The sequence below is a fragment of the Rubrivivax albus genome (assembly GCF_004016515.1).
GTDB classification, from domain to species: domain Bacteria; phylum Pseudomonadota; class Gammaproteobacteria; order Burkholderiales; family Burkholderiaceae_C; genus Rubrivivax; species Rubrivivax albus.
The window spans coordinates 608,559-631,548 of record NZ_SACT01000002.1; the positions used below are offsets into that span (position 1 = coordinate 608,559).

Genomic DNA, 22,990 nt, shown 5'->3' on the forward strand with positions numbered 1-22,990 from the left:
AGGCGGCGCCCCCGCCGTGGCCCCCGATCCCCTACCAGCGCACCTCGAACACGCAGGCCGGGTCGCCGCAGGCCTCGCAGGCGGCTTCCACCACCCTCGCGCCCGGGTGCACCAGGGCGCGGAACAGCCACTCGAACACCGCGCGGTAGTAGTCGCAGGCCGGCTCGGCGCTGTGCACGCCGCGGCACAGCGGGTTGTGCGCGATGGTCAGCACCACGGGCCGGGCACGGTCACCCGTGAACCGTGCCAAGAAGCGCCCGCTGCCCGCAAACGTCCAGGCGTGGCCGCCGATGGCCCGGAGCAGCGCGCGCGCGGCCATGCCCGCGGGCAGCACCTTGAGCAGGCGTTGCGCCGCCGCCGGGATGCGGTGTGCCAGCAGGTATGCGGCGGTGCGGCGGCCGGCGTCGTCGGCCACGCGGCGCGCTTCGGCGTCGCCCAGGTCGGCGCGCAGCGCGGCATGCAGCGCGATGACCTCGCGCTCGTCGACCATCGCCTGCGGGGGCGATTGGAGGTAGGCGGCCAGCCCGGCATGCCGGAACACCGGCGGCGCCCGGACCGGGCCCAGGGCCTCGGCCACGCGCGTGATGGCGTTCGGCCCGATGCGGCCGGCGATGGCCGCGTTCATGGGCGCCCAGCCCTGGGCCGCGACGCCCTCACTTCACCGCGTCCATCTGCGCGTCGCTGAGCTGCCCGGCGCCGCCGCCGCAGGCCATCGCGGCCTCGGCGATCTCGAAGTTCTCGTCGCCCTTGCGGCGCTTCATCTCGATCTTCGGCCCGTGCATCGTGACCCAGCCGTCGTCCACCTGTGCCAGTGCGTCGGCCGTCTCCGGGGCGATGCGGCGGTTGCCGTCGAAGCTGAAGTCCACCGACTTCTTCGTCTGCGGGCCCCAGTAGCCCACCCGGCCCAGGTCGTAGAAGGTGCGCTGGAAGCCGCTCTTGGCAAAGGCCTTCAGGCAACCCATCAGGTAGCTGCGCTTGGCCTTGTCCTTCTCCCAGGGGTACTGGAAAAAGCTCTTGTTCATGAAGAAGCGCCGGTAGTTGCTCATCACGCGGTCGAGCAGCTCGCCGCGGTCCATGGCGTCGGGCTTCATGATGGGCGTGACGAAGTTGTACTTCTCGAAGTCGAAGACCTCGACCTTGTCGCCCAGTTCCTGGAACAGATCGCTGAAGGGCCAGGGCGTGTACATCGCCCAGTTGGCCATGTCGGGGTTCCAGTCGCGCGCCATGCGGTAGGTTTCCTCCAGCGTCTCGGCGGTCTCGTTCTCCAGGCCGACGATGAACTGCGCCTCGGTAACGATGCCGGCATCCCGGAGCAACTGGATGGCCTGCTTGTTTTGCGCGATCGTGGTTTCCTTGTTGAAGCGGTCGAGCTTGAGCTGCGCCGCCGCCTCGGTGCCCAGGCTCACGTGGATGAGCCCGGCCTTTCGGAACAGCGGCAGCAGCTTCTGGTCGCGCAGGATGTCGGTCACGCGGGTGTTGATGCCCCACAGCACGTCGAGCTGGCGCTCGATCAGCAACTCGCAGAACTGGATGAACTTCTTGCGGTGAATGGTGGGCTCCTCGTCGGCGAGGATGAAGAAGCCCACCTGGTGGTTCTTCACCAGGTCCTCGATCTCGTCGACCACGGCCTTGGGGTCGCGGATGCGGTAGTCGCGCCAGAACTTCCACTGGCTGCAGAAGCTGCAGGTGAAGGGGCAGCCGCGCGCGAAGTTGGGGATCGCCACGCGCCGGTTCATCGGGATGTAGATGTACTGGTCCCACTCCAGGATGCCCCAGTCGGGCCTGATGCGGTCCAGGTCCTGGATCGGCGGCTCGGCCGGCGTGGCCACCACGGTGCCGTCGGCCTCGGCATAGGCGATGCCGCGCACGCCGCTGCGGTCGCGCGCGAAGCTGCCGTCGTCCACCGCGCGCACCAGGTTCAGGAAGACCTGCTCGCCTTCGCCGCGCACCACCGCGTCGATCCACGGCGCCTCCTTGAGCACCTGCGGGTACATGAAGGTGCCGTGGATGCCACCGAGCACGGTGACGATTCCGGGGTTCACTTCCTTGGCCACCTGCAGCAGCCGCTCGGCCTTGTAGATCGCCGGCGTGATGGCGGTGCAGCCGACGATGTCTGGCTGCAGTTCGACGATGCGCGCGCGCACCTGCTCGTCGTCGAGGTGGTGCGTCATCGCGTCGACGAAGGTCACATCGGTGTAGCCGGCGGCCTTGAGGTAGCCGGTGAGGTAGGCCACCCAGGCCGGCGGCCAGTTGCCGGCGATCTCGGCGCCGCCGGAGTGGTAGTTCGGGTGCAGCAGCAGAATGCGCATCTCGGGTCTCCTCGTCGAGGTCCATCGTCGGCGCCTGTCACGGATGCGGACTTGCGCCATGTCAATGTCTCTTGACACACTGACGTCCATGAAAACTGACACTCCGCCCCGCGCCCTGGTCTTCGACGTCTTCGGCACCGTGGTCGACTGGCATGGCTCGGTGGCGCGCGAGGTGCGCCGTGCCGGGCTGCCGGTGGACGCCAAGGACTTCGCCCGCGCCTGGCGCGCCGGCTATGCGCCGGCGATGGACGAGGTGCGGCGTGGTGTGCTGCCCTGGACCACCATCGACGGCCTGCACCGGCGCATCCTGGACCGTCTGCTCACGGAGCAACGCCTCGACCTGCCCGAGGCGGCGCGCGCCGACCTGAACCTGGCCTGGCACCGGCTGGACCCCTGGCCCGACGTGCCGCAGGGCCTGGCCCAGCTGAAGGCGATGATGCCGGTGGCCACGCTGTCCAACGGCAACCTGCGCCTGCTGCTGGACCTGGCGCGCCACGGCGGACTGGTCTGGGACGCGCTGTTCTCGGCCGAACTCTTCGGCCACTACAAGCCCGACCCCGAGACCTACCTCGGCGCCTGCCGGTTGCTGGACCTGCCGCCGGCCGAGGTCACGCTGGTGGCAGCGCACCCCGACGACCTGCGCGCCGCCGCCCGCTGCGGCCTGGGCACGGCGCTGGTGCTGCGGCCCGACGAGTTCGGCGCCGGGCGTGGCACCGCGGCTCACGTGGCCGAGGAGTTCGATGTGGTGGTCGACGGCTTCGGGGCGCTGGCCGGGCACTGGGGGCACTTGGGCGCACTGGGGCCACTGACCCAGCCATCGGCCACCGACATTGGGTGACAGCACCCACAGGCCCAGCTCGTCCGCCGCCCGACCGGGTGGACCAGGCGGGCACGGTGCTTGCTGCAGACGCGCACCACGCCACCGGCAGGACACCCATGCGCACCCGCCACCGCCCCCCGAGGATCTCCCACACCGTCAGCGCCGCGGCCCTGTGCCTGCTGGCAGGCCCCGGCCTGCAGGCGGCCGAGGTCGCCCCGCCATCCGGCCCTGGCACCTGTGTCGGGCACTGCGCCAGCGCGCCGGCCACCGGCGACATCGGCCTCTCGCCGGCCGGCAGTGCCCGCTACGGCCTGGTGACCACGGCCGGGTCCGAGGCCGTGGGCACCTCGCCGTTGCTGCTGGACGGCAACAGCCGCGGCAGCGGCACCGAGACCAACGGATCGCGCTGGACCTCGGCGACGTTCGACGTCGACGCCGGGGACACCCTGTCGGTGTGGTTCAACTTCGTGTCCACCGACGGCAAGGGCTACGACGACTACGCCTGGGCGCGCCTGGTCGACGCCGATGACGGCACCGTGGTGGCCTGGCTGTTCGCCGCCGCCGCCACCAACAGCAACACCGGCAAGGTCGTACCCGGCGACGTGCTCGACAAGGCCGACTTCGACCCCGATGAACGCATCGTGGACTTCGACAGCTGGGAGTTCGTCAGCAAGTCGGCCGAGGATCCGGTGGACTGGGCGCCCCTGGGCGTGTCCAACGGCAGCTGCTGGAAGGACAACGCGCCGGGCTGCGGCTACACCGGCTGGATGCAGTCGCAGATCACCTTCGCATCGGATGCCCGCCTGCAGCTGGAGCTCGGCGTCGTGAACTGGGGCGACTGGGCGTACGACTCCGGGTTGGCCTTCGACTACGCCGGCCTCACCGCCGCCGTGCCCGAGCCATCGCCCCTGGCCTTGTGGCTGTGCGGCATGGCGGCGGTGCCCTGGCTTCGGTCGCGCCGCACGGGTCAGCGCTGATCAGGGCGCCGGGGGCCGGGCTGTCGGCCACCACTCAGCCTGGATCCGGCAGTTGGGCGCGCCCGAGCGAGTCGTCACCGGCCGCGCTGGCAAGGCGCAAAGCACAGCAATGGCCCGTGCCATGGCGAGCATTCGCAACGCGGCCAGCGTGGTCGAGGGCGGCTCGATCGGGTGCGCAGCGTGCTCACCCGACAGGTGAACTGGGTCGTGGCCGCTTCCGCCGCCCACATCAAGCACTTGCATGCGGAGGAGAGCGGCCACCTGCCGGATTCTGGCGCGTCCTTGCAGGCATGCGCTCGCCCCTTCGCTGGCGGCCGTCCCGCTCAGGCGTGCACCATGCCGAAGATCATGTAGTACAGCAGCGCCGCCATCACGGCCGTGGCCGGCACGGTGATGACCCAGGCCGCCGCGATCTTCAGCACCTCGGAGCGCTTGACCAGCTGCTGCTTGTAGACCTTGCGCAGCTGCTTGCGCTCGAACTTGCTCAGCACCGCGGGCGCGGCATGCTGCTTGAGCTGGTCGAGCAATTCGCGCTTGCCTTCCAGCGTGGCGGCCTGGAACTGGTCGATGAAGCGCTCGACCACCGCCTTGTCCTCGCCGGCGTGGTGCAGCTTGATGAACTCCAGCGCGCCGGCATGGCGGCGCTTGAGGTATTCGCGCAGGAAGCCAACGCCGAACACGCCGCCGACCGCGATGTGGGTGGAGCTGACCGGCAGGCCCAGCTGCGAGGCCACGATCACCGTCACCGCGGCCGACATCGCGATGCAGAAGGCCCGCATCTGGTCGAGCTCGGTGATCTCGCTGCCCACCTTGCGGATCAGCCGCGGCCCGTAGAGCAGCAGGCCCAGCGCGATGCCGACGGCGCCGACGAACATCACCCACAGCGGGATCGGCGCCTTGCCGCCGACGGCGCCGCTTCGCACCACCTCGGCGATGGCGGCCAGCGGGCCCACGGCATTGGCCACGTCGTTGGCGCCGTGGGCAAAGCTCAGCAGCGCGGCGGAGAAGATCAGCGGCAGCGTGAACAGGCCGTTGATACTGTCCTTGGTGTTGAACATCGACGGCACCTGGCGCTCCACCCAGGCGCGGCTGCCCAGCCAGCCCAGCACGCCCAGCACGGCGCCGATGGCCAGCGCCATGCCGATGCCCACCTTCACCAGCTTGCTCAGCCCCTTGAGCGCCAGGTAGGTGGCAAAGGCCGCGACCATCAGCGCGATCAGCAACGGCACCATGCGGCGCGCGGCCGCCACCATGTCGGTCTGCCAGGTGATGCCGCGCTTGATCCAGTACAGGAAGGCCGCGGCGATGCCACCGCCCAAAAGCGGCGAGATCACCCAGCTGGCGGCGATCTCGCCCAGGCGTCCCCAATTGGCCGCGTCCAGGCCGCCGGCGGCGAGGCCGGCGCCGAGCACGGCCCCGATGATCGAGTGCGTGGTCGACACCGGCGCACCCGACGCGGTGGCGATGTTCAGCCACAGCGCACCGGCCAGCAGTGCCGCCGTCATCAGCCAGACGAAGTGTGCCGGGTCGGCCACCGCGTCGGCCTTCACGATGCCCTTCTGGATGGTGGAGACCACGTCGCCGCCGGCGATCAGCGCCCCGGCCATCTCGCACACCGCCGCCAGCGCGATGGCGCCCACCAGCGAGATCGCCCGCGAGCCCACCGCCGGGCCGACGTTGTTGGCCACGTCGTTGGCGCCGATGTTCATCGCCATGTAGCCGCCGATCACCGCGGCGGCCACCAGGAACACACCCTGCGGCCCGGCCACGCCCTGCGTGAGCGCGGTGTAGAGCATGATGGCCACCGCGAACAGCAGGCCCACGCCCAGGCGCATCGATTCGCTCCGCCCGCGCTTGCCGGCCTTCTCGAACTTCTTGAGGCTGCTGAATTCCATCACCCGCTCCCGATGTCGGGGCGGATTGTGACAGTCACACCGCTGTCACCGGCCCAGCACGGCCTGCACCAGGGCCGAAGCCGGGGGCGCAGCGTCCTGCACCGGCATCGCCGCCGCCACCGCGGTCATGGCGGCTTCGGCGCTGCGGGCGTCGGCTGCGTGCACCCAGGCCAGCGGCTCGCCGGCGCGCACCGCCTCGCCGGGCGCGCGCACGTCGGCCAGGCCCACGCGCGGATCCACGGCGTCGCCGGGTCGCTGGCGACCGCCGCCGAGGGCCACGACCGCCAGGCCCAGCGCCCGCGTGTCGTGTCGGCCGATCACGCCGTCGCGCGCGGCTGGCACGGGGCAGCGCACCGGTGCCACCGGTAGCCCGGCCTCTTGCCAGACGTCGGCCGGCCCGCCCAGGCCCGCCACCATGAATGCGAAACGCTCGGCCGCGTGGCCCTCGGCCAAACGTGCCGCGGCCAGGGCCTGCGCGGCGCCCACGTCCGGCACCAGCCCGCCGAGCACCAGCGCCTCGGCGGCCAGCGCCAGGCACAGGTCGCGCAGGCGGCTCAGCGCCGGGTCGTCTCTGCGCTCGCCGCGCAGCAGCACCATCGCCTCGGCCACTTCCAGGGCGTTGCCGGCGCTGCGGCCGAGCACGGCGTCCATGTCGGTCACCAGGGCCACGGTGGGCAGGCCGGCGCCGCCGGCCACGTCCACCAGGGCCTGCGCCAGCGGCATCGCTTCGGCTGCCGTGGGGCAGAAGGCGCCGTTGCCGCACTTGACGTCCATCACCAGCGCCTGCAGGCCGGCCGCGCGCTTCTTGCTCAGGATGCTGGCCACGATCAGCGGCAGCGATTCGACGGTGGCGGTGACGTCGCGGATGGCGTAGAGCCGCCGGTCGGCCGGCGCCACGGCCGCGCTGGCGCCGACGATGGCGCAGCCAGCGGCGTGCAGCACCGTCGCCAGGCGCTGCCGCGGCACGTCCACGGTGTACCCGGGCAGCGCCTCGAGCTTGTCCAGCGTGCCCCCGGTATGGCCCAGTCCGCGGCCGCTGATCATCGGCACGACCGCGCCGCAGGCGGCCAGCAGAGGCGCCAGCACCAGGCTGACCTTGTCGCCCACGCCACCGGTGGAGTGCTTGTCGAGCACCGGGCCGGCGAAGCCCTCGGCCGACCAGTCCAGCACGGCGCCGGAGTGCGTCATCGCCTCGGTCAAGGTCACGGTGCCAGCCGTGTCCAGCCCGCGCCAGAGGACGGCCATGGCCATCGCACCGACCTGCGCGTCGGACCAGCTGCCGTCCACCAGCCCGCGCACGAATGCCCGGATCTCGTCGGCGGACAGGGCCTGGCCACTGCGCTGGCGGCGGATGACCTCGGCCGGCAGCATCAGTTCAGCCGCACCAGACGCGGCGTGTCGTCCACCACCGCGCCGCCGCGCACGTGGGCCTCCAGCGCGTCGATGTCCATCATGCCGGTGCGCCGGTCGCGGCCGGCCTTGAAGCCGTCGAACAGGTCACCACCGCTGGCCAGGAAGCTGTTGACGGTGATGCGCAGCGGCTCGTCGGGCCCGACGGCGCGGCCGTGCAGGCGCAGGCTGCCGGGCAGGATGCGCTGGCCCGGCGGGCGCGCGGCGTCCCAGGTGTAGCCGAAGCCGCGCGAGACCTGCAGCACGCGCGGCATCGGCTGGCCCGCCCACTGGCGCTCCAGCAACGCCTGAAGCTCGGCGCCGGTGAGCGTCATCGTGACCAGGTTGTTGTAGAACGGCTGCGCGGCAAACAGGTCGCCGAAGGTCAGCATGCCATCGGCGCGAGGGCGCAGGGCGGTGCGCACGCCGCCCGGGTTCATCAGCGCGATCTGCGCGCCGCCGGCCTCGGGGGCGCTGGTGGCCGCCAGCTGCGCATCAGCGATCAGGCGGCCCGCCGGCATCTCGCCGGTCGGCGCCACCTCGTTGGACAAGGCCAACGCCAACCGGCCCACCGGGCGCTCCGCAAGCGGCCGCACCTGCTCGGCATAGGCGGCCACCGCGGCGGCGATGCGTGGGTCGGCGGCGAAGCGCTCGGTGGCGACCACCACGTTGTCGGCCTTCGCGTCGGTGACGTCGCGCGTGCGCGGGTCCAGCGTCAGCGTGATGGTCGACAGCACGGTGCCGTAGCGGTCGGCGCTGGTGACCAGGCGGCCATCGATGCGACAGTTGTAGGCGCGGTGCGTGTGGCCGCTGATGACCACGTCGACGGCCCGGTCGAGCTTGGGCACGATCTGCGTGATCGGGCCCGACAGCGCCGGGCAGTCGTTGGGGCCCCTGGCCGGGAAGCCGCCTTCGTGGATCAGCAGCACGATGGCCTCGATGCCGCGGGCGCGCAGCCCGGGCACCAGCGCGTTGACGGTCTGCGCCTCGTCGCGGAACTCCACGCCGGCCACGCCGTCGGCGGCCACGATGCTGGGCGTGGCGGCCAGCGTCAGGCCGATGAAGGCGACGTCGATGCCGTCGAAGCGGCGCACGATGTACGGGGGCAGGATCGTGCGGCCGGTGCGCTTGTCCACCGTGCTGGCGGCCAGCCACTGGAAGCCAGCCTCGCGCTGCAGGTCCAGCAGCGCCTGCGCGCCGCGGTCGAACTCGTGGTTGCCCACCGCGCTGGCCACCAGGCCGATGCGCGAAAGCAGGTCGACGGTGGGCCGGTCCTGCGCCAGCGCGGAGATCAGCGGGCTGGCGCCGATCAGGTCGCCGGCGGCGACGAAGATGCTGTGCGGCGACGCGGCCATCGCCTGCTGCACCGCGGTGGCCAGGTGGGCGATGCCGCCGGCCGGCGTGGCCAGGGTCTTGCCCGGATCGGCCGGGTCGGGCTGCCGGAAGCCGCCGCGCGGCGGCTCCAGGTGGCCATGGAAATCGTTGATGGCCAGGACCTGGACCGTGACCGGGCCGGTCGGCGTGGCGGCACAGGCCGCGAGCAGCAGGGCGGCAACCGCAGAGACCAGCAGGCGCATCGGCCCCACCTTCCCCACCTGCTTCAATAGGCCGAGGACGGGGCCGCGGGCGCCGACCCGCCCAGCACGGCCTCGATGTCGTTGAGCAGCCCGCTGGCGCCCAGGCGGAAGCGCTGAGGTGCCAGGGCATCGGCACCGAGGATCTCGCGCACCAGGCCGGCGTACAGCGCCGCGTCGGCCACCGTGCGCACGCCACCGGAGGCCTTGAAGCCGGCGCGGCAACCTGGCGTGTCCGCGATGGTCTCCAGCAGCGCCCGTGCCGCCTCGGGAGTCGCGCCCACGGGCACCTTGCCGGTGCTGGTCTTGAGGAAGTCGGCGCCCTCGGCCAGCGCCAGCGCGGCCGCGCGGCGGATGCGGGCGTCGTCGGCCAGTTCGCCGGTCTCCAGGATGACCTTCAGCACGCGACCGTCGCAGGCCCGGCGCACGGCACGCAGCACGGCCGCCGCCGCTGCCTCGTCGCCGGCGGCGAAGGCGCGCCAGGGCAGCACCACGTCCACCTCCTGCGCACCCGCGTCGACGATGGCCGCCGTGTCACGCACGGCGGCGTCGACGTCGGTGCCGCCATGCGGGAAGTTGGCCACCGCGGCGACGGCCACGCCCGGTGGCGCCGCGCGGCGCGCGAAGGCGGCCAGGCGCGGCCACACGCACAGCGCCGCGGGCGGGCCGAAGGGCCCGCGGGCGCGCGCGGCCAGCGCGTCCACGTCTGCCTCGCCGCCTGCCGTGTCGTGGCCGTCGTTCAGCGTCGTCAGGTCCAGGCAGGCCAGCGCCAGCCGGGCGGCCTCGGGGGGCGTCATCGGGGTGCTCACACCGCCTCCAGCATCGGCAGCAGCGCGGCCATGAACCGCGCCGCATCGTCGGCCGCACGCGCTGCGCCGGCCAGCGTGTGGGCGTGGCTCAGCGCCTCGGGCGCCAGGCCGCAGCCCATGTTGGTGATCATCGACAGGGCCAGCACGCGCAGCCCGGCATGGCGCGCGAGGATGGTCTCCGGCACCGTGCTCATGCCCACCGCCTGCGCACCCAGGCGCTGCAGCATGCGGATCTCCGCCGGCGTCTCGAACTGCGGGCCCAGCACCCAGGCGTAGACGCCTTCGTGCAGCGGCACGCCGGCCTGCCGTGCAGCCTGCCGCGCCAGCGCGGCCAGCGCCGGGTCGTAGGCGGCGGCCATGTCGACGAAGCGGCGGTCGTCGCGCTCGCCCACCAGCGGGCTGGCCTGCACCAGGTTGAGGTGGTCGTTGAGCAGCATCAGGCGGCCAGCCGGCATGGCCGGGTCCAGGCTGCCGGCGGCGTTGGTCTGCAGCAGCGTGGTCACGCCGGCCACGGCCAGGGCCTGGATGGCACCCTTCATCGCGCGCGGGTCGCCGTCCTCGTAGGCGTGCTTGCGGCCCGACAGCAGCAGCACCTCGGCGCCATGCAGCGTGCCCACGCGCACCTGCCCGACGTGGCCACCCACGGCCAGCGCCGGGAAACCCGGCAGTTGGGCGTAGTCCAGCACCGCGCGCGGCTGCAAGCTTGCGGCCAGCGGCGCCCAGCCGGAGCCCAGCAGCAGCGCCAGCCGCGGCACGCGGCCGTCGCAGGCGGCGCGGATGCGCTCGGCGGCGATGGTGGCGTCGGTGCCGATGCTGCCGCCGCTCACGCCAAGGCCTCCGGGCCGAAGGACAGCGGCAGCAGCGCGCCCATCGTGGTGTCCAGCACCGCGCCGTCCGCGCTGCGGCAGTGCACCGGCACGGCATCACCCGCGAATTCGCGCAGCTTCTGCCGGCAGCCGCCGCAGGGCGTGGCCGGGCGGCCCTGGCCGGCCACCAGCGCCACGGCTCTGATCGCGCGCCCGCCGGCGGCCACCAGCGCACCCAGCGCCACCGCCTCGGCGCACAGGCCCTGCGGGTAGGCGGCGTTCTCGACGTTGCAGCCGACGTGGATGCGGCCGTGTTCGTCGGCCAGCGCGGCGCCCACGGCAAAGCCGCTGTAGGGCGCGTGCGCGTGCTGCCGCACCGCGGTGGCGGCGGCGGTCAGGCGGGTGCGCAGGTCGGCGTCCATCAGCCCTGCATTGTGCGGTGCACGGCGTCCAGCGGCACCCAGCGCACGGTGTCGTCACCAAGCACGACGAGCCCGACGCCTAAGCCCTGCACCGGCAGCTGCGCGACCAGCCGGCCGTCTGGCGCGACGATGGCGCTGGCGCCGGTCAGCGCGCTCTCCTCGGGCCGGTTGAGCGCGTTGGGCCAGTTGCTCTGCACGATCCAGGCCCCCATGTCGCGGGCCAGGCGCATCGCGTCCTGCACGTGGGCCCAGGGCTCGACCGGAGGCTTGTCGGGATCGGGCCGCATCTGGCCCGGCCAGAACAGCAGGTCCGGTGCCTCGTCCTGCAGCTGCGCCAGCACCGCCGCATGGTCCTCGATCTCGCGGCAGATCACGGCGCTGCAGCGCAGGCCGGCCAGCGTGGCCACGGGGCGCTCGGTGCCGGCCTGGAAGAAGGTGGCCTCGGGCGCGGTGAGGCCGTTCTTGTGCACCCGGGCCGGCACCGCGCCGTGTTCGTCGATCAGCACATGGCTGTTGAAGCGGCCGGCCGGCGTGAAGCTGGGCGCGCCCACGGCCACGGCCAGTTCGAGTTCGGCCGCCCAGTCGGCTATGCACTGCAGCGCCGGGTCCACCTTCTGCGGCACGCCCTCGGTGACGATGCCGCGGTGGAAGCCGGTGACGGCCAGTTCCGCGAAGGCGCACAGCGCCGCGCCTTCGTCGGCCGCGAAGCACATGGCGGCCTCGATCTCGCGCAGGTTCTCTGCCAGCGTCCAGTGCATCGGCAACTGGGCGATGACGATCAGGGGGCCCACCATCACCGGGCCTTGACGTACGGCCGGCCCAGCGCCGCCGGTGCGCGCGAACGGCCGATGAAGCCGGCCAGCAGCACCACCGTCAGCACGTACGGCAGCGCCTGGATGGCCTGCACCGGCACCTCGCCGCCGCCCAGCCAGGCCGGCAGCGCCGCCCCCTGCAGCTGGATGGCCGACGCGTCCAGGAAGCCGAACAGCAGGCAGGCGGCCAGTGCGCCCACCGGGTGCCACTTGCCGAAGATCATCGCCGCCAGCGCCATGTAGCCGCGGCCGGCGGTCATGTTGGGGCTGAAGCTGGCATTCAGCGCCATCACCAGGTAGAGCCCCGCCAGCGCCGCCAGCACGCCGTTGAGCGCCAGCGCCGCATAGCGCATGCCGGCGACGCTGACGCCGGCGGCGTCCACCATCGCCGGGTTCTCGCCGGTGGCGCGCAGGCGCAGGCCGAAGCGCGTGCGGTAGAGCAGCCACCACACCGCGGCCACCGCCGCGAAGCTGCCGTAGACCAGGGCATTGTGCGAGCCGAGCGCCAGCGCCAGCCCGCGCAGGCCGGCCGGCAGGGTGGCCGGGTCGACGGCCCACAGCGGCCGCAGGCGCAGCGCGTCGGGCAGCGGCGGCGTCTGCCCGCCGAGCTCGAACCAGGCCAGACCCAACACCACCGTCAGGCCGCCGGCGGTCAGGGTCAGCGCCATGCCCATCACGACCTGGTCGCCGCGGTGGGTGACGCAGCCCCAGCCGTGCAGCATGGACATCGCCACACCCACCGCCAGCGCCGCGGCCAGGGCCACGGCGAAGCTGCCGCTGGCCGCCCCGGCGGCGCCGGCGGCAAAGGCCGCCATCAGCATCTTGCCTTCCAGGCCCAGGTCGATGACGCCGGCGCGTTCGCTGAGCACCCCGGCCAGCGCACACAGCACCAGCGGCGTGGCCATGCGCAGCGACGAGGCGATCAGCGCACCGAGCTGCAGCTCATCCATGCGCCACCTCGCGGGGCCGTGCCATGCGCAGCAGCCGCAGCAGCCAGGGCGCGGCCAGGTGCGACAGCGCGCCGGCGAAGAGCACGATCAGCCCCTGCAGCATGAACACCATGTCGCGGGAAAAGCCCGGCACCTCGAAAGCGATCTCGGCGCCGCCCTGGTACAGCGCGCCGAACAGCAGCGCCGCCGCCCACACGCCCAGCGGGTGGTTGCGCCCGATCAGCGCCACGGCGATGCCGGCAAAGCCGGCGCCGGCCACGAAGTCCAGCAGCAGCCGGCCGTGCACGCCGGCGATCTCGTTGACACCCACCAGCCCGGCCAGCGCGCCCGACAGCGCCATGGCCGAGACGATGCCCCCGGCCGGCGCGATGCCGCCGTACAGCGCGGCCGACGGCGAGAAGCCCACCGTGCGCAGCGCGTAGCCGGCGCCGGACTTCCACAGGTACAGCCACACGAGCACCGCCGCGGCCACCGCCAGCAGCAGGCTCAGGTTCAGCGGCGTGGCCGGCCAGTCCACGCCCAGCGCGCCCAGCAGCACGTGCACGCCGGGCATCAGCGCGCTGTCGGCGAAGGCCCGGCTCTCCACCGTCATGTTGCCCGGCTCCTTGAGCACGTTGACCATCAGCCAGGCCAGCAGCGCCGACGCGATGAAGTTGAACATGATGGTGGTGATCACGACATGGCTGCCGCGCCAGGCCTGCAGCGCCCCCGGCACCGCGGCCCAGGCGGCGCCGAAGGCCATGGCCGCCAGCACCATCAGCGGCAGCATCAGCGGTGCGGGCAGCGCGTCGGACCACCACAGCGCCACCAGGCCCGCGCCCAGGCCGCCCATCAGCGCCTGGCCCTCGGCGCCGATGTTGAACAGGCCGCCATGCACCGCCACGGCCACCGCCAGGCCGGTGAAGACGAAGGTGGTGGCGTAGTACAGCGTGTAGCCGATGCCGCTGCGGCTGCCGAAGGCGCCTTGCACCAGCAGCGTCAGCACCTGCCACGGGTCCTGACCCACGCCCCAGACCACCAGGCCGGCCACGGCCATCGCCAGCGTCAGGTTGATCAGCGGCAGCAGCAGCAGGTCCATCCAGCGCGGCAGCGCGTCGCCGTCATGCATGGGCGGCCTCCGTGGTGCCCAGACCCGCCATCAGGCGGCCCAGCGTGGTCTCGTCGCACAGCGCCACCGGGCGCTCGCCGGCGATGCGGCCGGCGTTCATCACGATCACGCGGTCGGCCAGCGCCAGCACCTCGTCCAGTTCCGACGAGACCACCAGCACCGCACCCCCGGCGTCGCGCAGCGCGCGCAAACGCGCATGGATCGCCTCGATGGCGCCGATGTCCACGCCGCGCGTGGGCTGGCCCACCAGCAGCACCTGCGGCTGCGCCCAAGCCTCGCGTGCCAGCACCAGCTTCTGCTGGTTGCCGCCGCTGAACTTCCGGCTGGACAGGCCGGGGTCGGGCGGGCGCACGTCGTAGCCCTGCATCATCGCCACGGTGGCGTCACGCATGGCCGCCGCGCGCATGAAGCCGCGGCGGCAGAAGGCCGGCCAGCGGTGGTAGCCCAGCACGGCCGATTCCCAGGCGGGGAAGTCCATCACCAGGGCGCGGGCGTGGCGGTCCTCCGGCACGTGGGCCAGCTTCAACGCGCGGGCCCGTCGAGGGTCCAGCCAGTGGCCGGGTTCGAAGGTCTGGCCGCCCAGGTTCAGCCGGCCCTGCTGCGGCGCGCGCAGACCCGACAGCAGCTCCAGCAGTTCGCTCTGGCCATTGCCCGAGACGCCGGCGATGCCGACGATCTCGCCGGCGTGCAGCGCCAGCGACACGTCGTCCACCCGCGGCACGCCCAGCGCGTCCCGCCAGGTCAGGTGCTCGGCGCGCAGCAACGCGGCACCCGGCTGGGCGGCGTGCGCGTCACGGCCCAGGTTGACGCGCCGGCCCACCATGGCCTGCGCCAGCGCGTCCACCGAGGTGTCGGCCACCGCCGTGTCCAGCACCACGCGGCCGGCGCGCATCACCGTCACCGCGTCGCACAGCGCCATGATCTCGCGCAGCTTGTGCGTGATCAGCAGGATGGTGGTGCCCTGCACGCGCAGCGTGCGCAGCACGCCGAAGAGCTGGTCGGTCTCTTGCGGCGTCAGCACCGCCGTGGGTTCGTCCAGGATCAGGATGCGCGCACCGCGCACCAGGGCCTTGAGGATCTCCAGCCGCTGGCGCTCACCCACGGGCAGCTGGGCCACCGGCCGATCCAGCCGCACCGCCAGGCCGGTCTGCGCCATCAGCGCGTCGAGCCGGGCGCGCAGCGCGGCACGCGCGCGCGGCAGCTGCCAGTGCGGCTCGGCGCCGAGCAGCACGTTGTCCAGCGCACTGAAGTCGTCCACCAGCATGAAGTGCTGGTGCACCATGCCAATGCCCGCGGCGATGGCATCGCGCGCCGAAGCTATTCGCAGCGGTTGCCCATCGATGGCGATGTCGCCGGCGTCGGCGGCGTAGAAGCCGTAGAGCACCGACATCAGCGTGCTCTTGCCGGCACCGTTCTCGCCAACGATGCCGTGCACCGTGCCGGCCGGCACCGTGAGGTCCACGTCCTGGTTGGCCTGCACGGCGCCGAAGCGCTTGTGGATGCCACGCATGGCCACCGCCGGTGGCCGGGGGGATGCCATCAGATGGGGCAGGCGTTCTTGGCCATGTAGTCCACCACCTGGATGCGGCCGGCAATGATGTCGGCGCGGGCCGCGTCCACCTTGGCCTTCATCTCGGGCGTGACCAGCTTCGCGTTGTGTTCGTCCATCGCCACGTCCACGCCGCCTTCCTTCAGGCCCAGCGCGCTGACGCCGGGCTTGACGCCCTGGAAGGCGTTGAAGACCGCCACGTCCACGCGCTTGACCATGCTCGTGAGCATGGTGCCCGGCTGAAGGTGGTTCTGGTTGCTGTCCACGCCGATGGCCAGCTTGCCGGCGTCCTTGGCCGCCTGGTAGACGCCCACGCCGGTGCCGCCGGCAGCGGCGAAGACCACGTCCACGCCCTTGGCGAACTGCGCCTTGGCCAGTTCGCCGCCGCGCGCCGGGTCGCCCCAGGCCGCGGGCGTGGTGCCGGTCATTGCCGCCAGCACCTCCACCTTCGGGTTGGCGTGCCTGGCGCCCTGCGCATAGCCGCACTGGAACTTGCGGATCAGCGGGATGTCCATGCCGCCGACGAAGCCGACCTTGCCGGTCTTGCTGGCCAGCGCGGCCATCATGCCGACCAGGAAGCTGCCCTCGTGTTCCTTGAACAGGATGCTCTGCACGTTGGGCAGGTCCACCACGTCGTCGATGATGGCGAACTGCAGCTTGGGGTAGGCCTTGGCCGTCTTGGCCACCGTGCTGCCCTGGCTGAAGCCGACGCCGACGATGGGGTTGGCGCCGCGGTCGGCCATGCGGCGCATGGCCTGTTCCCGCTGCGTGGCGTTGGCGATCTCGAAGTCCAGGTAGGTCTTGCCCGTCTCCTGCTTCCAGCGCTCGGCGCCGCGGTAGGCGGCCTCGTTGAAGCTCTTGTCGAACTTGCCGCCGAGGTCGTAGACGACCGCCGGCGTGGCGGCGGCACCGAGGCTGGCGGCCAGCGCGGCGGCGGCCAGGGCGGGGCGGATCAGGGAGGCAGCCATGTCGCGGATTCCGGTCGGGGACATGGCGGCGCAGGATAGCAAGCCGCGGGCCGGCCGGGCTACGATCCTTCATGCCCGCGCCTGCATCCCCGACATCCGACGCCGAGACCCTGGCCCGTCACAGCCCCAAGGTGCTGCTGCACGAGCACCTGGATGGCGGCCTGCGCGTGTCCACCCTGCTGGACCTGCTGCACGAACGCGGCCTGGACAGCCCGGCGCCCGACGTGCCTCGCCTGGCGCACTGGTTCGAGACCCACGCCTTCGCGCACAGCCTGGTGGACTACCTCAAGGGCTTCGACCTCACGGTCGCGGCGATGGCCAGCCTGCCGGCGCTGGAACGCGTGGCCTTCGAGGCGGCCGAGGACGCCCGTGCCGACGGCGCCGTGCTGGCGGAGTTCCGCATCGCGCCGCTGCTGTTCGAGCCGCACGGCGTGCCGGCGGAGGCTGCCATCGAGGCCATGCTGGCCGGCCTGGCGAAGAGCCCGCTGCCCAGCGGGCTCATCCTGTGCGGCATGCGCCACCAGTTCGACGGCCAGGTGGCCCGCACCGCCGATCTGGCCGTGCGCTACCACGGCCACGGCGTCGTCGGCTTCGACCTCGCCGGGCCGGAAGCCGGCTTTCCGCCGTCGGCCCACGCCGACGCGCTGATGCGCGTGCGCGAGGCCGGCGTGCCGATCACGCTGCACGCGGGCGAGGCCGACGAGGCCGAGCGTGTGCTGGAAGCGGCCGACTTGGGTGCGGTGCGCATCGGCCATGGCGTGCACCTGGCCGACGCGCTTGCGGACCCGGAACGCCGCCACCTGGTGGACGCCGTCATCGCCCGCGGCCTGCACCTGGAGGTCTGCCCCACCAGCAACGTGCACACTGGCGCCTACCCCTCGCTGGCGGCGCACCCGATCACGGCGCTGTGGCGCGCCGGGGTCTCCTGCTCCTTCCACACCGACAACCGGCTGATGTCGATGGTGTCGCTGGCGCAGGAGGCGCAGAACATGGTCCGCCATTGCGGCCTGACGGTGCCCGACCTGCTGCAGATGACGCGGGCCGCAGCCGACGCGTCCTTCCTGCCGGCGTCGGCACGCAAGGCCGCCAGGGCGCTGATCGACCACTGGGCGGACACCGCGCTGCCCGCCCGGTCGGCATGACGGTTCCGGTGCGCGCGATCGCCGCGCTGTCGCTGGCCGCCGGCGTCAGCGGCATGGCGCTGCGCGTGGCCGACCCGATGCTGCCGCGGCTGGCGCAGGACTTCGGCACCTCGCTCGGCCAGGTGGCGCAGGTGGTCACGGCCTTCGCGGTGGCCTACGGTCTGGCGCAGCTGGTGTTCGGGCCGCTGGGCGACCGCTTCGGCAAGTTCCGCGTCATCGCCTGGGCCTGCGGCGCGTCGGCGCTGACCTCGCTGGCCTGCGCGCTGGCGCCGGGCCTGGCCGGGCTCACGGCCGCCCGGCTGGCCGCCGGCGCCACGGCGGCGGCGGTGATCCCGCTGTCGATGGCCTGGATCGGCGACGTGGTGCCCTACGCGCAGCGCCAGCCGGTGCTGGCGCGCTTCCTGATCGGCCAGATCACCGGCATGGCGCTGGGCATGTGGCTGGGTGGCTTCGCGGCCGAACACCTGGACTGGCGCACGCCCTTCCTGGCGCTGGCCGCCGCCTTCGGCCTGCTGGCGCTGGGCCTGGTGCAGGTGCAGCGCCGGGTGCCGGCTGCCGGGGCACGCCCTGCGCCTTCGGCAGCGCGGCCGCGGCTGCGGGCCGAGTTCGGCGCCGTGCTGGCCCTGCCCTGGGCGCGCGTGGTGCTGGCCACGGTGTTCCTCGAGGGCGCGGCCCTGTTCGGCGCCTTCCCGTTCGTGGCCGCGCACCTGCACCAGCGCTTCGGCGTCTCGCTGGCCACCGCGGGCGGGCTGATGGTGGGCTTCGCCGCCGGCGGCCTGCTGTTCGCGCTGGGCGCGCGCTGGTGGGTGGCGCGCCTGGGCGAGCGTTGGCTCGTGACCGCCGGCGGGGCCACGGTGGCCGCGATGCTGGTGGTGGTGGCCCTGGCCCCGGCCTGGGGCTGGACGCCACCGGCCTTCGTGGCCATGGGCCTGGGCTTCTACATGCTGCACAACACGCTGCAGACCCAGGCCACGCAGATGGCGCCGGAGCGCCGCGGCGCGGCGGTGGCGGCCTTTGCCGGCTGCTTCTTCCTGGGCCAGTCGGCCGGCGCGGCCGCGGGCGGTGCGCTGGTGGGCCGGGTCGGCACCGCAGCCTTGCTGGCCGGGGCCGGCGTGGCGGTGCTGGGTGTGGCGCTGCAGTTCAACCACCGGCGGCGGCACCACACGGTGGCGGCCGCGGCCTGAGCAGCACCGGCGCCGATGGAGGCGCCGGTCAGCGGCAGCGGTTGGCCGCGGTGTAGTCCACCACCGGCAGCGTGCCGGCCACGATGGCGGCACGCGCCTCGGCCACCTTGGCCGTCATCGCCGGCGTGATCAGCGCGGCGTTGTGCTGGTCCATGGCCAGATCCAGCCCGCCTTCCTTCAGCCCGAGCGCGCTGACGCCCGGCTTGACGCCATTGAAGGCCTCGAACACCGCGCGGTCCACGCGCTTGATCAGCGAGGTCAGCACCTGGCCCGGGTGCAGGTGGTTCTGGTTGCTGTCGACGCCGATGGTCAGCTTGCCGGCATCGGCGGCGGCCTGCATCACGCCCAGGCCGGTCGTGCCGGCCGCAGCCCAGACCACGTCCGCGCCCTGGGCAATCTGCGCCTTGGCCAGTTCGCCGCCGCGCACCGGGTCCACCCAAGCCTGCGGCGTGGTGCCAGTCATTGCCGAGACCACCTTCACCGTCGGCACGGCCCAGGCCGCACCCTGCTCGTAGCCGCAGAGGAACTTGCGCACCAGCGGGATGTCCTGCCCGCCGACGAAGCCGATGGTGCCGGTCTTGGTGGCCATCGCTGCCAGGATGCCGACGAGGAAGGCGCCCTCGTGCTCACGGTAGACGACGCTCTGCACGTTGGGCCGGTTCACCACCATGTCGACGATGGCAAAGCGCGTCTTCGGGAAGGCCGCAGCCACCTTGTCGATCGCGCTGGCCATCGGGAAGCCGATGGCCACCACCGGGTCGGCGCCGCGCTCGGCAAAGCGGCGCACCGCCTGCTCGCGCTGCGCCGGGCTGGCGATCTCGAACTCCAGGTAGGCCTTGCCGGTGGCCTGCTTCCAGCGCTCGGCACCCTCCCAGGCGGCCTGGTTGAAGCTCTTGTCGAACTTGCCGCCCATCTCGTAGATGACCGCCGGCGCAGCCTGCACGCCGGCGGCCGCGGCAGCCGCCAGGGCCGCCACACCGAACCATCGCGTCATCTTCAGAACAGGGCCTTGAACTGCACGCCCCAGGTGCGCGGCTCGTTGATGAAGCCGGTGAGGTTGTTGAAGTCGATGCCGCCGACGATGCGCACCGTGTCGGTGATGTTGCGGCCGTAGATCGCGGCCTCGTACTTGCCGTTGCCCCAGATGTAGCCCACGCGCAGGCCGCCTTCCAGGCTGGCCTTGCCGGTGAACTCGGTGCTCTCGTAGAGGAAGAAGTTGACCTTGCTGCGGTAGGCCCAGTCGGTGAGCACGTAGAAGTCGCCGCCGGCGATCTCGCGGCCGTAGCGCAGCACCAGGTTGGTCGTGACCTTGGGCGCCTGCGGCAGCGGGTTGCCGTCGATCAGCGCCTGGCCGCCGGGCGTGAGCGGGTCGGTCACCGTGCAGCTCGCGCAGACAGCCACGGCCAGCCCCGGGTCCTTGATCTTGGTGTCGTTGTAGCCCACGCCCAGCGTCATCAGGATGTTCTCCGTCAGGTAGGCGGTGAGGTCGAGCTCGAAGCCCTGGCCGGTGGCCTTCTCGGCGTTGAGCAGGATGTTGGCGTTGGCCGCACCACCCACGGCGGTGAGCTGCAGGTCCTTGACGGTGTAGCTGAAGGCCGAGAAGCTGACGCGGGCGCGCTTGTCGAACAGGTCGGCCTTGGCGCCGATCTCCAACGAGGTGTTGTTCTCCGGCCCGGCGACGGACTTGCCGTTGAACGCGCTGGCGCTCTGCACGCTGCTGGCGCGGAAACCGGTGGCGGCGCGCGCGAAGATGTTGACGTCCTTGTTCAGCGCGTAGACGGCGCTGAGGTCCCAGTTGGTCTTGCTGTCGCTGGGGCTGGCGGAGAGATCGCCATCGGGTTCCTGCGCCGCCAGTTCCGCCAGCGTGCACTTGCCCGACAGCACGCAGGGCACGAACCCGCTGTTGGTGTACTCGAGCACGCTGAGCTTCTTCTTGTCGCGCGAGAAGCGCAGGCCGCCGCGCAGCTGCAGCGCCGGCGTGGCCTGCCAGGTCAGCGCGCCGAACAGCGCCGAGGCGTCGTTGCTCTGGCGGATGCGCTGGTAACCGTCCTGCGCGCCGCCGGCCAGCGAGTCGTAGCTGAAGCTCTCGACGTCGTAGCTCTCGTCGAAGAGGTACACGCCGGCCTGCCAACCCAGGGCGCCGCTGCCGTTGGACTCGACGCGGAACTCCTGCGTGAGCTGCCGGTGCTTGGGGATGCCGTCGGCCGTCTCCGACGCGAACGGGATCACGCCGGGGCCGGAATCGGGCAGGAAGCTGGCGCCGAAGCCGCCGTCGATGTCGCCGCGGTTGAAGGTGTCCAGGCTCTCGTAGCCGGTGATCGAGTGCAGCGTCACCGCGCCCAGGTTCCACTTCAGCCGTGCGCTGCCGCCCACGGTCTGCAACTTGGACTCGTTCTTGCCATCGTAGAAGACGGTCTCCCGGTCGAAGCCATCGACCAGGTCGTTGGTGCCCGGCTCGATGATGTTGGCGCGGAACAGGCGGGCCGACCCGTCCAGGTCACGCGCGTGCAGGTTGAACAGCGCGCTGAAGTCCTTGCTCGGCTCCACCCGCAATTGGGCGCGGAGGGCGCTGTCGCGGTAGCCCTCGAGCTTCTGGGTCGGGCCGGCGTCGTAGTCGTTGTCAACCCAGTCGCTGCGGCGCTGGTCGAGCACCGAGATCCGCGTGGACACCGTGGGCGACAGCGGGATCGTCATCGCGCCTTCCAGGTTGGTGGTGCCCAGCGTGCCGATGCCGATGCTGCCGTAGCCCTCCATCGTTCGGCCCGGGCGCACCGAGTCGAACTTCACCACGCCCGCGGGCGTGTTGCGGCCGAACAGCGTGCCCTGCGGGCCACGCGCGACCTCGATCTGCGCCAGGTCGAAGGCCGGGAAGCCCTTGAGGATGGGGTTCTCCTGCACCACGTCGTCGTAGACCAGGGACACGGGCTGCGACGCGTTGAGGCGGAAGTCCGTGTTGCCGTAGCCGCGGATGTAGAAGCGCGGGAAGGCGCGGCCGAAGGAGGACTCGATGTTCAGGCTGGGCACCCGGCCCGACAAGCCCCGCACGTCCTGGCCGCTGGTGTTGAGCACGTCCAGGAACTCGCCGGCCAGCGTGCTGACGGAGTTGGGCACGTCCTTGATGCTTTCCTCGCGCCGCTCGGCGGTGATGGTCACCGTCTGCAGCTGCGTGGTCTGCTGCGCCCAGGCACCAGCCTGGGGCAGGGCCAGGACGGCCAGGGCGACCGCATGGTGCGGCGGGAGCTTCTTCAGGGCGCGCATGGATCCTCCGGGGGTGGTCTGGGCGGGCGCGGCAGCAAGGCGCGTGCCGAAAGCGTGCATCATCGGCCGGCGCCGGCGCGCCCGCCAGACCCGTTGCACGATGACCACATGTTGAGCCCCGACCAGGTCCAGGCCTACCACCGAGACGGCTTCCTCACGCTACCGAGGTTCCTGGCGCCCGACGTCGTGGCCGCCACGCACGAGCGCGTCTGGTCCATCGTGGACGCATGCCCGCCGCCGGGCGGCCAGGCCGCCGTCTTCTCGTCGGCGGAGCGAGCGCTCACCACCGACGCCGAACTCTTCGCCTCCGCCCGGGACGTGCGCTGCTTCTTCGAAGCCGAAGCCCTGGACGCCGCGGGCCGTCTCACGCGCCCGCTGCGCCAGGCCGTCAACAAGATAGGCCATTCGCTGCACGACCGCGACCCGTTCTTCGACCGCCTCTTCCGCGACCCGCGGCTGGCCGCCATCGCCGCAGCCATCGGGCTGGCGGACCCCTTGCTGTGGCAGAGCCAGGTGATCTTCAAGCCACCGGGCATCGGCGGCGCCGTGCGCTGGCACCAGGACGCCAGCTTCTTCTTCACGACCCCGCAGACCGTGACGACATTCTGGTGGGCACTGGACGACGCCACGCGCGACAACGGCTGTCTGTGGGTGCAGCCGGGCGGTCACCGCGGGCCGCTGCGCGAACGCTTCGTGCGCGACGGTGCGCGGATGGTGCGTCAGGCGCTGGACGACACGCCCTGGCCCGCCGAGGCCGAGTGCTGGCCGCTCGAGGTCGGCGCCGGCACGCTGGTGGTCTTCCACGGCCTGCTGCCCCACGGCAGTGCCGCCAACCGCTCGGCCGCACCCCGCATGGCGTGCACCTTGCACGTGACCGACGGGCGGGCCCGGTACGCCGGGGAGAACTGGCTGCAGGGCGAGGCCGGGGATCCCATCCGCGGATTCGTGCACGCCTCCGCACGCACCGACCACGCATTTGTGAGGCGGTAACAAATTTCGGGGCCCGGGGCCTCAAGTG

The 22,990-nt window shown here is 72.3% G+C and carries 20 protein-coding genes; 5 read left to right on the forward strand and 15 right to left on the reverse strand.

Translation table 11 applies throughout. The features are described from left to right. Positions 1-31 precede the first annotated feature (31 nt). Together bchJ and bchE are read right to left on the reverse strand one after the other, a co-directional pair. Positions 32-625, reverse strand: a complete 594-nt coding sequence (gene bchJ / locus ENE75_RS09080) for a bacteriochlorophyll 4-vinyl reductase (protein WP_128197946.1) — start codon at positions 623-625, stop codon at positions 32-34. A gap of 28 nt (positions 626-653) precedes the next feature. Next, positions 654-2,309 carry a magnesium-protoporphyrin IX monomethyl ester anaerobic oxidative cyclase gene (gene bchE / locus ENE75_RS09085; protein WP_128197947.1) on the reverse strand — a complete coding sequence of 552 codons (1,656 nt, stop codon included), beginning with the start codon at positions 2,307-2,309 and terminating at the stop codon, positions 654-656. An 88-nt stretch (positions 2,310-2,397) separates the two neighbouring features. Here bchE and ENE75_RS09090 point away from each other — a divergent pair, with 88 nt between their 5' ends. After that, positions 2,398-3,147, forward strand: a complete 750-nt coding sequence (locus ENE75_RS09090; RefSeq protein ID WP_128197948.1) for a haloacid dehalogenase type II — start codon at positions 2,398-2,400, stop codon at positions 3,145-3,147. A gap of 98 nt (positions 3,148-3,245) precedes the next feature. Beyond that, the gene (locus tag ENE75_RS09095) at positions 3,246-4,106 is read left to right on the forward strand and encodes an NF038132 family protein (RefSeq protein ID WP_128197949.1); all 861 of its coding nucleotides are present in this window, start codon (positions 3,246-3,248) and stop codon (positions 4,104-4,106) included. Between the two features lie 323 nt (positions 4,107-4,429). Here the strand turns inward: ENE75_RS09095 and ENE75_RS09100 are convergent, their stop codons facing one another. Genes ENE75_RS09100 through ENE75_RS09150 form a run of 11 tightly spaced genes read right to left on the reverse strand, consistent with a single transcriptional unit; the run spans position 4,430 to position 16,388 of the window. Then, positions 4,430-6,001, reverse strand: coding sequence for an inorganic phosphate transporter (locus tag ENE75_RS09100; RefSeq protein ID WP_128197950.1), 1,572 nt, complete (start codon positions 5,999-6,001; stop codon positions 4,430-4,432). 45 nt (positions 6,002-6,046) lie between these two features. After that, the gene (locus tag ENE75_RS09105; protein WP_375138481.1) at positions 6,047-7,375 is read right to left on the reverse strand and encodes a thymidine phosphorylase; all 1,329 of its coding nucleotides are present in this window, start codon (positions 7,373-7,375) and stop codon (positions 6,047-6,049) included. Next, a complete protein-coding gene (locus tag ENE75_RS09110) occupies positions 7,372-8,967 on the reverse strand; it encodes a bifunctional metallophosphatase/5'-nucleotidase (protein ID WP_128197952.1) in 1,596 nt (531 codons plus the stop codon). The genes ENE75_RS09105 and ENE75_RS09110 overlap by 4 nt, the downstream gene beginning before the upstream one ends. 23 nt (positions 8,968-8,990) lie before the next feature. Beyond that, complete coding sequence (deoC, locus tag ENE75_RS09115; protein ID WP_128198249.1) at positions 8,991-9,761, reverse strand: deoxyribose-phosphate aldolase; 771 nt, start codon at positions 9,759-9,761, stop codon at positions 8,991-8,993. A gap of 8 nt (positions 9,762-9,769) precedes the next feature. After that, complete coding sequence (locus ENE75_RS09120; RefSeq protein ID WP_233258991.1) at positions 9,770-10,600, reverse strand: purine-nucleoside phosphorylase; 831 nt, start codon at positions 10,598-10,600, stop codon at positions 9,770-9,772. Further along, a complete protein-coding gene (locus ENE75_RS09125; RefSeq protein ID WP_128197953.1) occupies positions 10,597-11,001 on the reverse strand; it encodes a cytidine deaminase in 405 nt (134 codons plus the stop codon). The genes ENE75_RS09120 and ENE75_RS09125 overlap by 4 nt, the downstream gene beginning before the upstream one ends. Next, on the reverse strand, positions 11,001-11,795 hold the full coding sequence (locus ENE75_RS09130; RefSeq protein WP_128197954.1) for a carbon-nitrogen hydrolase family protein: 795 nt from the start codon (positions 11,793-11,795) through the stop codon (positions 11,001-11,003). Before ENE75_RS09130 ends, ENE75_RS09125 begins: the two co-directional genes overlap by 1 nt. After that, positions 11,795-12,763 (reverse strand): ABC transporter permease, encoded by a 969-nt coding sequence (locus ENE75_RS09135; protein ID WP_128197955.1) that lies wholly within the window; start codon positions 12,761-12,763, stop codon positions 11,795-11,797. Before ENE75_RS09135 ends, ENE75_RS09130 begins: the two co-directional genes overlap by 1 nt. Continuing rightward, positions 12,756-13,871, reverse strand: a complete 1,116-nt coding sequence (locus tag ENE75_RS09140) for an ABC transporter permease (protein WP_128197956.1) — start codon at positions 13,869-13,871, stop codon at positions 12,756-12,758. The genes ENE75_RS09135 and ENE75_RS09140 overlap by 8 nt, the downstream gene beginning before the upstream one ends. Beyond that, positions 13,864-15,411: an ABC transporter ATP-binding protein gene (locus ENE75_RS09145; protein WP_128197957.1), complete on the reverse strand. Its 1,548-nt coding sequence runs from the start codon at positions 15,409-15,411 to the stop codon at positions 13,864-13,866. The genes ENE75_RS09140 and ENE75_RS09145 overlap by 8 nt, the downstream gene beginning before the upstream one ends. Further along, positions 15,411-16,388, reverse strand: coding sequence for a BMP family lipoprotein (locus tag ENE75_RS09150; RefSeq protein ID WP_199232249.1), 978 nt, complete (start codon positions 16,386-16,388; stop codon positions 15,411-15,413). The genes ENE75_RS09145 and ENE75_RS09150 overlap by 1 nt, the downstream gene beginning before the upstream one ends. A gap of 71 nt (positions 16,389-16,459) precedes the next feature. On the opposite strand from ENE75_RS09150, the gene add reads away from it, so the two are divergent. Together add and ENE75_RS09160 are read left to right on the forward strand one after the other, a co-directional pair. Beyond that, the gene (add, locus tag ENE75_RS09155; RefSeq protein ID WP_128197959.1) at positions 16,460-17,530 is read left to right on the forward strand and encodes an adenosine deaminase; all 1,071 of its coding nucleotides are present in this window, start codon (positions 16,460-16,462) and stop codon (positions 17,528-17,530) included. Then, positions 17,527-18,714 carry an MFS transporter gene (locus ENE75_RS09160; protein WP_128197960.1) on the forward strand — a complete coding sequence of 396 codons (1,188 nt, stop codon included), beginning with the start codon at positions 17,527-17,529 and terminating at the stop codon, positions 18,712-18,714. The genes add and ENE75_RS09160 overlap by 4 nt, the downstream gene beginning before the upstream one ends. 28 nt (positions 18,715-18,742) lie before the next feature. Here the strand turns inward: ENE75_RS09160 and ENE75_RS09165 are convergent, their stop codons facing one another. Further along, positions 18,743-19,708: a BMP family lipoprotein gene (locus ENE75_RS09165; RefSeq protein WP_128197961.1), complete on the reverse strand. Its 966-nt coding sequence runs from the start codon at positions 19,706-19,708 to the stop codon at positions 18,743-18,745. Positions 19,709-19,710: 2 nt separating this feature from the next. After that, complete coding sequence (locus ENE75_RS09170; RefSeq protein ID WP_128197962.1) at positions 19,711-21,972, reverse strand: TonB-dependent receptor; 2,262 nt, start codon at positions 21,970-21,972, stop codon at positions 19,711-19,713. Between the two features lie 108 nt (positions 21,973-22,080). On the opposite strand from ENE75_RS09170, the gene ENE75_RS09175 reads away from it, so the two are divergent. Continuing rightward, a complete protein-coding gene (locus tag ENE75_RS09175) occupies positions 22,081-22,962 on the forward strand; it encodes a phytanoyl-CoA dioxygenase family protein (RefSeq protein ID WP_128197963.1) in 882 nt (293 codons plus the stop codon). Positions 22,963-22,990 lie beyond the last annotated feature (28 nt).